Below are 11,145 nucleotides of genomic sequence, written 5' to 3'. Positions count from 1 at the left end.
GTGTGGTTCTGGGTCAGACCACTTTGAGGTTCTTGAGCGCCGGGTCGTCGGGGGGATAGCGCAGCTTCAGCGACTCGAACACCTGCTTCATCACGCTGGCGATCATCAGGTTGCGGTGGGTCTTCGAGTCGGCCGGCACGATGGTCCACGGCGCCCAGGGCGTGCCGGTGGCCGAGATCGCGTCGGCATAGGCCTGCTGGTAGGCGCTCCACTGCTTGCGCACCTCGAGGTCGCCGGCCGAGAACTTCCAGCGCTTGGTCGGGTCGTCGAGCCGCTCCTGCAGGCGGCTGCGCTGCTCGTCTTTCGAGATGTGCAGCATGAACTTCACGATCACCGTGCCGGTCTCGGTGAGCATGCGCTCGAAGGCGTTGATGTGGGCATAGCGCTCTTTCACCTGCGCCGGGGTGATCCATTGGTTGACCGCCGGCACGAGCACGTCTTCGTAGTGGCTGCGGTTGAAGATCGTCACCTCACCCGCGGCCGGCACCTGCTGGTGGATGCGCCAGAGGTAGTCGCGCGCCCGCTCGGGCTCGGTGGGCGCCTTCCAGGCCACGGTGTGCACGCCGAGCGCGCTCATCTGGCCGAACACGCCGCGCAGCGTGCCGTCTTTGCCGCTGGTGTCGGTGCCTTGCAACACCACCAGGAGCTTGAAGCGGCGGTCGGCAAAGAAGAGGTTTTGCAGCGCGTCGAGCTCTTGCGCGAGCGCTTCCACGGCGGCCTTGTCGGCGGCTTTGTCGCCGCTGGAGTAAGGCTTGGCTTGCGGCGAAACCTTGTCCAGATCGAAGCGGGCGGGTTTGCCGTTCGCCGTCGCGTGCTGGTAGGGCTTGAGGTTCGGGGTGGGTCCGGGCACGTCGCCTCCAATTGACGTATACGTCAATTGGCAGTGTATCCCCCTCGGGCCCGACACCCCTGTCCACGGGGCGGGCAGGCGGGCTCGGGCGGGTTTTCGGGCGCTCTCGAAAGAAGGGTTTGGCCTCAAAATCCCGGCCACAGCGGGTGCTGGAGGGCGCCCGGAGAGAAAAGCAGTCAGAGGAGTGTTGCCGTGCCCACGCCATTTGTCCCCGTCAAGACGTCCGAGGCCGTCCAGGAATTGCAAAGCCGCCAGCGCAAGCTCAGCCAGCGCCACCGCACGGTGCTGTTGCTGGTCGACGGGCGCCGGCCGGAAGATGAGGTACGGCAGCTGGCCCAGGCCGCGGGCTCGCCCGACACCTGCTACGACGAGTTGGTCGATCTCGGCATGATCTCGCGCCCCGCGCCGCTCGATTCGGCGCCGATGCCGCTGGAGACGGTCGACGTGGAGGTCGACGTGGCCGAGCCGGCCGCGGCGGTGGCCGCGCCGCAGGCGGCTCCCGAAGCCGTGCCCGTGGCCGACTCGGTGATCAGCAGCTTCCTGCCCGCCGCCGCCAGCCTGCAGCCGGAGTCGCACCTCGACTCCTCGCTCAACGAGTTGTCGGGCGTGTCGGGTGCGGCGATGGACGCGATCGAGGCCGAGCGGCAATCGGGCGGACAGGACGAAGCGCTGGAAGAAGCGCGCGACATCCTGCTGCGTGCCGTGAAGGCCGAAGCCCCGGTCGCCGGCTCATTGACCATGCTCCGGTTGCGGCGCGCCCGCACGCGCGAAGATCTGGAAGCCTTGCTCGAAGAAGTCGAGGGCCGTATCTTCAAGCCGTTCAAGGGCCTGTGGGCCTCGCAGACCATGGCCCGTGTGCGCGAACTGCTGGCCACCCAACCACCGTTGTCCATTCCTTCTTCCTGATGACCTTTCTCGCCATCGACGTCGGCAACACCCGCCTCAAATGGGGCTTGTACGCCTCGCCACAGCCGGGTGCCGCCTTGATGGCGCATGGTGCTGTCTTTCTCGAGACCATCGACCACCTCGCCGACCACGACTGGAAAAAACTCCCTGCACCCACCAGCATGCTGGGCTGCGTGGTGGCCGGCGAGAGCATCCGCCGGCGGGTCGAGGAGCAACTGGAGATCTGGGACATCGACCCGCGCTGGGTCGTGTCGTCCGCCCACGCTGCGGGCGTGACCAACGGCTACGAACACCCGGCCCGCCTGGGCCCCGACCGCTGGGTCGCGATGATCGGCGCGTGGCACTACGTGTGCTCGCGCGGTGCGCCGCGGCCGGTGCTGGTGGTGATGGTGGGCACGGCGGTCACGGTCGATGCGGTCGACGAGACCGGCCACTTCCTCGGCGGCCTGATCCTGCCGGGCTTCGGTGTGATGCAAAACGCGCTGGAGATGGGCACCGCCGGCCTGCGCGTGCCGACCGGCGAGGTGGTCGACTTCCCCACCAACACAAGCGATGCGCTGATGAGCGGCGGTGTCAACGCGATGGCGGGCGCGGTGGAGCGCATGTACCGCAAGCTGCGCGCGAAGACCGGCCAGGAGCCGGTGCTGCTGATGTCGGGCGGGGCCTCGCCCAAGCTGTCACCCGTCACCGACCTCAAGATCGAGGTGGTGGAGCGGCTGGTGTTCGACGGGCTTCTGGCCCTGCAATCACACCGTCTGGCCCTGTGAGCTGAACGCTCACAGGATGTAGCGCGACAGGTCCTCGTTCTTCGACAGGTCGCCGAGCTTGGCGTCGACTTCCGCGGCGCCGAGAGACACGGTCTGGCCAGACAACTTCGGTGCGTCGAAGCTCACCTCATCGAGCAGCCGCTCCATCACCGTCGACAGGCGGCGCGCGCCGATGTTCTCGGTGCGCTCGTTCACGTCGCAGGCGATCTGCGCCAGGCGGCGGATGCCGTCAGGCTTCAACTCCAGCGTCACGCCTTCGGTGGCGAGCAGGGCCTGGTACTGCTTCACCAGGCTCGCGTGCGTCTGCGTGAGGATGGCCTCGAAATCGTCGACGCTCAGCGACCCCAGCTCCACGCGGATCGGGAATCGACCCTGCAGCTCGGGGATCAGGTCGCTCGGCTTGCTCAGGTGAAACGCGCCCGAGGCGATGAAGAGGATGTGGTCGGTCTTCACCATGCCGTACTTGGTGTTGACCGTCGTACCTTCGACGAGCGGCAGCAGGTCGCGCTGCACGCCCTGGCGCGACACGTCGGCGCCGCCGGTTTCCTGGCGCGAGGCCACCTTGTCGATCTCGTCGAGGAAGACGATGCCGTTCTGTTCGGTGTTGGCGAGTGCTCGGGTCTTGATCTCGTCTTCGTTGACGAGCTTGGCGGCCTCTTCCTCGGCCAGCAGCTTGAGCGCTTCGGCGATCTTCACCTTGCGCTGCTTGCGCTTGGCGGCGCCGAGGTTGGCGAACATGCCCTTGAGCTGCTCGGCCATCTCGTCCATGCCCGGCGGGCCCATGATCTCGAGCGTGGGCTTGGGGTCGGCGACCTCGATCTCGATTTCCTTGTCGTCGAGCGCACCTTCGCGCAGGCGCTTGCGCATCACCTGGCGGGCGGTGTTGTCGGTCGGCTGCGAGGGAGAGAGACCGAAGTCGCTGCGCGGTGGCGGCACCAGCACGTCGAGCACACGGTCTTCGGCGGCGTCTTCGGCGCGGGCACGCTGGCGGCGCATCGCGTGCTCGCGCTCCTGCTTCACCGCCATCTCGATGAGGTCGCGGATGATGGTGTCGACGTCCTTGCCGACGTAGCCCACCTCGGTGAACTTGGTCGCCTCGACCTTGATGAAAGGCGCATCGGCGAGCTTCGCCAGGCGGCGTGCGATCTCGGTCTTGCCGACGCCGGTCGGTCCGATCATCAGGATGTTCTTCGGCGTGATCTCGCCGCGCAGCGTTTCGTCGACCTGCTGGCGGCGCCAGCGGTTGCGCAGCGCAATCGCGACCGAGCGCTTGGCCGCGGCCTGGCCGACGATGTGGCGGTCGAGTTCGGAGACGATCTCTTGCGGGGTCATGTTGAAGCTCATGCCGTGTCCCCGAGGGTCTCGATGATGTGGTTCTGGTTGGTGTAGATGCAGAGGTCGCCGGCGATTTCCAGCGAGCGCTTCACGATGTCTTTCGGTGCGAGCGACGTGTGCTCCAGCAGCGCGATGGCCGAGGCCTGGGCATACGAGCCGCCCGAGCCGATCGCGACGATGCCCTTCTCCGGTTCCAGCACATCGCCGTTGCCGGTGATGATGAGCGAGGCCTCTTTGTCGGCGACGGCGAGCATCGCTTCCAGGCGGCGCAGCACGCGGTCGGTGCGCCAGTCCTTGGTCAGCTCGATGGCCGCGCGCACCAGGTGGCCCTGGTGTTTTTCGAGCTTGGCCTCGAAGCGCTCGAAGAGGGTGAAGGCGTCGGCGGTGGCGCCGGCAAAGCCTGCGAGCACCTGGTCGCGGTAGAGCTTGCGCACCTTGCGGGCCGTCGCTTTGACGACCACGTTGCCGAGGGTCACCTGGCCGTCGCCGCCGAGTGCGACGACATTGCCGCGGCGCACGCTCAGGATGGTCGTGCCGTGATATTGGTCCATGGTGTATGAGATTCGGGTGATTCGTGCCGATTCAAGCAGAACATCGCACGAGCGAAGCGAGGTGCTTATCAAGCCACGCCCAAGGGACGGGTTTCCCGGCCCGATGGGTGGCGCCCCTTGGGGGCAGGAGCGGGAGCGACTGGGGGGCTAAACCACCCTGACTTTGACCTTGGCGTGCTCGTTGATGCCCATCGCGCCAAAGAAGAGGGCGACGAGACGATGCGAATCGGCAAATTGCACCGTGCGGTTCTCGCTGCGGCGTGCCAGCACCCAGTTGAGCAGGTCGCCGGCGGCGATGAAGTCGACGCGGATCAGCTTGGCGCACGACACGGTGACGATGCTGGCGGTGCCCAGCTCGTTGTTCATCTTGGTCAAGGTGGCGCTGATGTCGCCCACCAGCTGGCCCGAGAGTTCCACGCGAGCCACCTCGACGACACCCGGCTCATCGATGATCTGCGACTCCTGGAAGGTGGTCGACACATCGCTCACCACCGACATCGGCGGCGACTGCGTGCTCACCGACGCCCCGCTGATGCGCGCCTGGCAGGTCGCCGGCTCCCACGACGGGGGCGACACCTCGTAGGTTACGCAGTAGTCGATGGCCGCTTCGTCGAACTGGTCGGGGCGGTTGGCGATGCGCAGCACGTCGAGGCGCAGCTGCCAGTAGACCGGGTCGGCATCGCGCACGCCGGTGGGTGCGGCGTCTTGAATCACTTCCAGCAGGCGCTCGCCGCTCAGCCAGCGCATGTCGAGCTGCTGTGGCATCCAGGTGCGGAAGAGCTCGGACAGGCGCGCTGCGCCTTCCACGTCGATGCTCTTCAGGCCGCTCCAGTCGAACACCCAGGGCAGCGGCATCTGCAGCGTCTGCGAGCGCAGCTTGGCCACGGCTTCGGCATCGAGCGCGGCGGGGCACACCCAGCCGACCTGGCCATCGACACGCGTGCGCGGCTGGCGCTCTTCGCTCGCGGCTTCGGCCACCATCTTGGGCATCGAGAACCACTGCGGTGCCGACCAGCCGAAGGCCTGCGCGTAGTCGATGGCGAGGCTCTCGAACTTGTGCTGCTGGCCGATCGCACGGTAGAGGTCGAAGAGGGCGAGCCAGGTCTCGGCGTGCTGGGCGCGCGGGCCACCCTGGCCCGTGAGACCGGCGAGGGACTGTTCGCACAGTTCGAAGTCGGCGTTGGCAAACGCGATGACGGCTTCGTCGAGCTCGGGGTCGTGGGCCACCTCGCTCAGCTCGGCGAACTGGCTGCCAGTGCCGGCATCGAGGTCGAGCGGGGCCATCGTGGGCTGCATCGGGGCAGCAGCCGCCACCGGCGCCGCGGCTGGGCGGGCGGGGGCGGGGCGTGGCTCGGCCGCGGGTGGTGCGCCACCTTCGTCGGGCTGCGTGCGGGCATAGCCCATCGCCGCCGGCTGGGTGGGCGCTTCGTAGAACTGGGGCGTGCGGCGCGGCGAGGGCGAGGCGAGGCCGTCGCCCACCATCTGCTGCTCGATCTCGTCGATCTTCGCCTTGACGCCGCTGTCCTGCTTGGCGCCCGACTCGGGCATGCGGGCTTCGGAGTCGTCGAGGCGCGACGAGCCGCCGAGCGCGGCGAGCTGCTCGCCGGTCAGGCCTTCGCGGCGCACCTTGCGCAGCATGTCGAACTCGCGCTTGCGGACGAAGTCGTTTCGCCGCTTGCGCTCGATCATCGCCTTGAGTTCGGACTTGGCGTATTCGCTTTCGCGAGCATCTTCCGCAGGCGTGCCGAGTTGCGCCCAGTCGGTGGCCGGGTTGGCCACGAACTTGACTACCTTACGGAAGAAGCTGTTGCTGTCTTTCGAATCCGCCATGAGAAAAGACTGTCGCGCGGCGAGATCAGTCGCCGAACATCTTCTGTTTCAGCTCGCGCCGTTGCTGGGCTTCGAGGGACAGTGTAGCGGTCGGGCGGGCGATGAGGCGGCCCAAGCCGATCGGCTCGCCGGTTTCATCGCAGAACCCATAGTCACCGGCGTCGATGCGGGCCAGCGACTGCGAGATCTTCTTCAGGAGCTTGCGCTCGCGGTCGCGGGTGCGCAGCTCAAGGGCGTGTTCTTCCTCGATGGTGGCGCGGTCGGCCGGGTCGGGCACGATGGTCGTGTCTTCGCGCAGGTGCTCGGTGGTTTCACCGGCGTTGCTGAGCAGGTCGTCCTTGAGCGTCTGCAGCTTGACGCGGAAGAACTCCAGCTGCTTCTCGTTCATGTATTCCGAGTCGGGCATGGCCAGCACTTCGGCCTCCGTCAACTCGCGGCCCGACTTCGACTTCCAGGCGTTGGCCAGCTTGGGGTCGGACTTCTGCGGTGCCTTGACGGCATCGGCCAGGATCGGGTCGACCATGCGGGCCGGAGGGCGCGGAGGCGCGAATCGGTCTGCGAAGCGAGACGTGGCGGGCGGCACCGGGGCCGGGGTGGAGGCTGCGGCGGAAGCGCGCGCAGCGGCCGACATCTTGGGCTGCGCTGTTCTGGCGGGCTTGGGCGGTTCGGCGGGAGGGGCGGGTACGGCTGTCTTGGTCACGGTGAGGGGCTTGACGGTTTCCGGTGCTGCAGGTGCCTTGACCGCCGACTTGGCGGGCGCAGCGGCTTTCACGGGTGCCGGCTTCGGTGCCGGTGTCGCAGCAGGTTTTGCGACGGACTTCGCGACGGGCTTCGCTGCAGGGGCCGGAGGGGTCTTGGTGGCGGGTTTGAGAGTTTTGGCGGGAGCCTTGGCCGGGGCCTTGGAGGTCTTGCTGGCCTTGGAAGGAGCGGCCGGTTTGGCGGAGGTCTTGCTCGCGGGTGCCGCAGCTTTCGGGGCCGGCTTCTTGGCGGCCGGCGCTGGCTTTTTGGCCGCTGGCTTGGTGGGAGTGGGACGCTTCACCGGGGTCTTGGTCACTGAAGTCTCCTCGCAACGGCGGTTATACCCGCTCTGCAGGGCCCTGGGTTGGCCAGCAGCCCCGTTTTGGGCGCCGCGGATTGTAGCCACGTTGTTTGCCGGTCAAAGTGCATCTTCCGAGCCCTTTTTCCTGAGGCGATGGGCCTCAGGCCAAGCACTGCTCCAGGCCCTGTTCGAGGATCTCGCGCGGCAGGTCGACCCCGATGAAGACCAGCTTGCTCTGCTTCTTCTCGCCCTTGGCCCAGGCCGGCCCGAGGTCGCTGCCCATCAGCTGGTGCACGCCCTGGAAGATGACCTTCTTGTCCGACCCCCTCATATAGAGAACACCCTTGTAGCGCAGCATCTTCGGCCCGTAGACCTGCACGATCGCCCCGAGGAAATCTTCCAGCTTGGCCGGGTTGAAGGGCTTCTCGGAGCGGAAGACGAAGGACTTCACGTCGTCGTCGTGCGCATGGTGGTGCGGGTGGTCGCAGTGCTCGCCATGCTCGTGGTCATGGTCGTGATGATGGTGGTGGTGATCGTGGTCGTCGGCCTTCAGGAAATCGGGGTCGATGTCGAGCTTGGCGTTGAGGTTGAAGCCGCGCAGGTCGAACACCTCGGCGATCGGCACCTCGCCGAAATGCACCTTGCGCTGCGGTGCGCGGGGGTTCATGTGCTTGATGCGGTGGGTGAGGTCGTCCACCGCGGCCGCGTCGACCAGGTCGGTCTTGCTGATGAAGATCTGGTCGGCGAAGCCGATCTGGCGGCGGGCTTCCTGGCGCGAATCGAGCTGGTCGTTGCCGTGCTTGGCATCCACGAGCGTCAGGATGGAATCGAGCAGGTAGCTCTCGGCGATCTCATCGTCCATGAAGAAGGTCTGGGCGACGGGGCCGGGGTCGGCGAGGCCCGTGGTCTCGATCACCACGCGGTCAAACGTCAGCTCGCCCTTGCGGCGCTTGGCGGCCAGGTCGGAGAGGGTGGTGCGCAGGTCTTCGCGGATCGTGCAGCAGACACAGCCGTTGTTGAGCTGGATGATCTGCTCCTGGGTGTCTTGCACCAGGATCTCGTTGTCGATGTTTTCGTCACCGAACTCGTTTTCCACCACGGCGATCTTCTGGCCATGCGCTTCGGTGAGCACCCGCTTGAGCAAGGTGGTCTTTCCGGAGCCGAGGAAGCCGGTGAGGATGGTGGCGGGGATGAGACTCATGATGAAACCCGGGTTGGCGATGGAAAGGCCCCACGTGGGGGCCGCGGGAAAGGGTTCAAGGTACCAGATGTGTCAAGCATCTGCCGGCGCGGGCCGCGGCTTCAGTTAAGCTTTTGGGGTCCGAACTTCCCGCAAAGCGGCCTGATGGCTGACCCTCACCCGAGTCGATACCCCAAGGGTGCTGACAAACACGCGTCCCATGCCGACAAGCGCAGCCTGTTCGAGCGCCTGATCGAATTTGTCTCGCCCGGCCCCGACTCGAAAGACGAGCTGATCGAAACGCTGGCCGATGCCGAGCATCGCGAGCTGATCGCGCCCGAGTCGCGCATGATGCTCGAAGGCGTGATCCGCATGGCCGACCTCACGGCCGGCGATGCGATGGTGGCCGCGCCCCGCATGGACGTGCTCGACATCGACTCCCCCTACGACGAGTTGCTCGAAGTCGTGATCGACACCGGCCACTCGCGCTTCCCCGTCTTCGAAGGCAAGCGCGAGAACATCATCGGCACGCTGATGGCCAAAGACCTGCTCAAGCTGCAGCGCGCGCCCGAGCTGAACCTGCGCACGCTCCTGCGCCCCGCCGTCTTCGTGCCCGAATCCAAGGGCCTGAACGAGCTGCTGCGCGACTTCCGCGTCAACCGCAACCACCTCGCGATGGTGATCGACGAGTTCGGCAACACCGCCGGCCTCATCACCATCGAAGACGTGCTGGAAGAGATCGTCGGCGAGATCGAAGACGAGTTCGACGACAAGAGCAGCGAGACCGGCATCTACACCCTGGCCGACGGCAGCCACCGCGTGGCGGGCGATGCCGACATCTCGGCCGTCAACGAAGCCTTCGTCGTCAAGCTGCCAGAAGACGAGTTCGACACCATCGGCGGCCTGGTCGCTCAGGCGCTCGGCCGCGTGCCGCGGCGTGGCGAGGCGGTGCCGCTCGGCAGCCTCATCTTCACCGTGATGCTCACCCGCGGCGGCGCGGTGCGCTGGTTCAAGGTCACGCGAGCACCGGAAGTCGCGGTGGGCACCGATGGCGCGTGACCGCGAGGCGCCGACCAAGAGCGCTTCCGGGCGGCGCAGGGGGCTTCGCAGCACGCGTTCCGACGGTCTGCTGTTCGGGCTCGACATCCTGCTCGCCGTGTTGCTTGGCGTGGGGCACGCCCTGCCCACGGCGTACCCGGCCGTCTGGTGGCTGCAGATCTTGTGTGTGGCCGGGTTCGTGTGGCAGGTCAGCCGCGCGAGCCCCGGCCGTGCCGCGCTGGTGGGCTGGGTCTTTGCCACTGCCTGGGGGGCCACCGGCACGTGGTGGCTCTACATCAGCATGCACCAGTACGGTGGCCTGCCGTCGTGGATGTCGGGCATGGCGGTGCTGGCCTTGAACGCGGTGCTCGGGCTGTACCTGGCGGTGCTCATGGCGGTATTCGCCCGGCTGCGCCGCCACCGTGCGCTGCTCGACGCGCTGCTTTTTGCCGGCTGCTGGATGCTGGCCGAATTGGCGCGTGGCGTCATCTTCACTGGCTTCCCATGGGCCGCGTCGGGCTATGCCCACGTCGACAGCCCGGTGGCCAACCTGGCGCCGTGGATCGGTGTCTACGGCGTGGGCTTCGTCTGTGCGGCGCTCGGGGCCGGCCTGGTGCTGGGCATGAGGGTCGTGGGTCACCAGGCCGCGGGTGGCGTGCTTGGCCTTGGCCTGAGCGTGACCGCGCTGGTGGCGCTGGCGCTGATCAAGCCCGTGCCCTTCACCCGCCCGACCGGCACGCTCACGCTCACCCTGCTGCAGAGCAACGTGCCGCAGGACCAGAAGTTCGCCGAGGCCACCCTGCCGCAAACACTGGAATGGGCGCAGCGCCAGCTGCTCGCGGCCAAGGGTCAGCTGGTGATCGGCCCCGAGACGGTGGTGCCGCTGCTGCCCGAGCAGTTGCCGTCCAACTACTGGAAGCCGCTCGCGCTGCACTTCCAGGGCGAGCAGGCCGCCTTGATCGGGCGCCCGCTCGGCAGCTTCGAGGCGGGCTACACCAACTCGGTGGTCGGCCTCTCGCGCGACACGCTCAAGTGGCCCGGCGGCTACTACCGCTACGACAAGCACCACCTGGTGCCCTTCGGCGAGTTCATCCCCACGGGCTTTCGCTGGTTCACCGAGATGATGAACATCCCGCTCGGCGACTTCAGCCGTGGCCTGCGCGTGCCGCCGTCCTTCGCCTTCAAGGGCGAGCGCATCGCGCCCAACATCTGCTACGAAGACTTGTTCGGCGAGGAGCTGGCGGCGCGCTTCGCCGAGATGGACGAAGCGCCCACCATCTTCGCCAACATCAGCAACATCGCCTGGTTCGGCGACAGCATCGCGGTCAACCAGCACCTGGGCATCTCGCGCATGCGCGCGCTCGAATTCCAGCGCCCGATGGTGCGCGCCACCAACACCGGCGCCACGGTGGTGATCGACCACCACGGCGTGGTGACGCATGCGCTGCCGTATTTCACGCAGGGTGTGCTCGACGCGCAGGTCGAAGGCCGCCAGGGCCTGACGCCGTATGCCTGGTGGGCGTCGCGCTATGGGCTCTGGCCTTTGGTTGCCCTGGCTGTAGCGCTCATGCTGATGACCTTGCCCTTGCGCCGCAAAGAGTAGGGGTGCAGGGCAGGGTGGCCCCTAAAATCGCGCGTTTCCGTCGCGA

At 67.0% G+C, this 11,145-nt stretch carries 10 protein-coding genes; 4 read left to right on the top strand and 6 right to left on the bottom strand.

The window, feature by feature from the left end; all coding sequences use genetic code 11:
- Nucleotides 1-13 precede the first annotated feature (13 nt).
- Nucleotides 14-877 (bottom strand): polyphosphate--nucleotide phosphotransferase, encoded by an 864-nt coding sequence (locus tag KF892_12800; GenBank protein MBX3625889.1) that lies wholly within the window; start codon nt 875-877, stop codon nt 14-16.
- A 165-nt stretch (nt 878-1,042) separates the two neighbouring features.
- Here KF892_12800 and KF892_12795 point away from each other — a divergent pair, with 165 nt between their 5' ends.
- Together KF892_12795 and KF892_12790 are read left to right on the top strand one after the other, a co-directional pair.
- Nucleotides 1,043-1,756, top strand: coding sequence for a hypothetical protein (locus KF892_12795; GenBank protein ID MBX3625888.1), 714 nt, complete (start codon nt 1,043-1,045; stop codon nt 1,754-1,756).
- Entirely contained in the window at nt 1,756-2,523 is a 768-nt protein-coding gene (locus KF892_12790) for a type III pantothenate kinase (protein MBX3625887.1), read from the top strand. Before KF892_12795 ends, KF892_12790 begins: the two co-directional genes overlap by 1 nt.
- A gap of 9 nt (nt 2,524-2,532) precedes the next feature.
- Here KF892_12790 and hslU read toward each other — a convergent pair whose 3' ends face one another.
- The 5 genes from hslU to KF892_12765 form a co-directional block, all read right to left on the bottom strand.
- Nucleotides 2,533-3,867 carry an ATP-dependent protease ATPase subunit HslU gene (gene hslU, locus KF892_12785; protein MBX3625886.1) on the bottom strand — a complete coding sequence of 445 codons (1,335 nt, stop codon included), beginning with the start codon at nt 3,865-3,867 and terminating at the stop codon, nt 2,533-2,535.
- Complete coding sequence (gene hslV / locus KF892_12780; GenBank protein MBX3625885.1) at nt 3,864-4,409, bottom strand: ATP-dependent protease subunit HslV; 546 nt, start codon at nt 4,407-4,409, stop codon at nt 3,864-3,866. The genes hslU and hslV overlap by 4 nt, the downstream gene beginning before the upstream one ends.
- 147 nt (nt 4,410-4,556) lie before the next feature.
- Complete coding sequence (locus tag KF892_12775; protein MBX3625884.1) at nt 4,557-6,239, bottom strand: hypothetical protein; 1,683 nt, start codon at nt 6,237-6,239, stop codon at nt 4,557-4,559.
- Between the two features lie 25 nt (nt 6,240-6,264).
- Complete coding sequence (gene dksA / locus KF892_12770) at nt 6,265-7,278, bottom strand: RNA polymerase-binding protein DksA (protein ID MBX3625883.1); 1,014 nt, start codon at nt 7,276-7,278, stop codon at nt 6,265-6,267.
- Between the two features lie 160 nt (nt 7,279-7,438).
- Nucleotides 7,439-8,479, bottom strand: a complete 1,041-nt coding sequence (locus tag KF892_12765; protein ID MBX3625882.1) for a GTP-binding protein — start codon at nt 8,477-8,479, stop codon at nt 7,439-7,441.
- Nucleotides 8,480-8,623: 144 nt separating this feature from the next.
- On the opposite strand from KF892_12765, the gene KF892_12760 reads away from it, so the two are divergent.
- Together KF892_12760 and lnt are read left to right on the top strand one after the other, a co-directional pair.
- Nucleotides 8,624-9,517, top strand: a complete 894-nt coding sequence (locus KF892_12760; protein ID MBX3625881.1) for a CBS domain-containing protein — start codon at nt 8,624-8,626, stop codon at nt 9,515-9,517.
- Nucleotides 9,507-11,099, top strand: a complete 1,593-nt coding sequence (lnt, locus tag KF892_12755) for an apolipoprotein N-acyltransferase (GenBank protein ID MBX3625880.1) — start codon at nt 9,507-9,509, stop codon at nt 11,097-11,099. The genes KF892_12760 and lnt overlap by 11 nt, the downstream gene beginning before the upstream one ends.
- Nucleotides 11,100-11,145 lie beyond the last annotated feature (46 nt).

The organism is Rhizobacter sp., assembly GCA_019635355.1.
In the GTDB taxonomy this organism is placed as follows: Bacteria; Pseudomonadota; Gammaproteobacteria; order Burkholderiales; family Burkholderiaceae_C; genus Rhizobacter.
The sequence above is the reverse complement of the archived record's forward strand: the minus strand, read 5'-3'. Positions and strand labels throughout refer to the sequence as shown.

What these genes read in the sequence shown, in the direction of transcription:
- KF892_12790 (MBX3625887.1), top strand. Translation starts at nt 1,756, where the DNA reads ATGACCTTTCTCGCCATCGACGTCGGCAACACCCGCCTCAAATGGGGC.
- hslU (MBX3625886.1), bottom strand. Translation starts at nt 3,867, where the DNA reads ATGAGCTTCAACATGACCCCGCAAGAGATCGTCTCCGAACTCGACCGC.
- hslV (MBX3625885.1), bottom strand. Translation starts at nt 4,409, where the DNA reads ATGGACCAATATCACGGCACGACCATCCTGAGCGTGCGCCGCGGCAAT.
- KF892_12775 (MBX3625884.1), bottom strand. Translation starts at nt 6,239, where the DNA reads ATGGCGGATTCGAAAGACAGCAACAGCTTCTTCCGTAAGGTAGTCAAG.
- KF892_12765 (MBX3625882.1), bottom strand. Translation starts at nt 8,479, where the DNA reads ATGAGTCTCATCCCCGCCACCATCCTCACCGGCTTCCTCGGCTCCGGA.
- KF892_12760 (MBX3625881.1), top strand. Translation starts at nt 8,624, where the DNA reads ATGGCTGACCCTCACCCGAGTCGATACCCCAAGGGTGCTGACAAACAC.
- lnt (MBX3625880.1), top strand. Translation starts at nt 9,507, where the DNA reads ATGGCGCGTGACCGCGAGGCGCCGACCAAGAGCGCTTCCGGGCGGCGC.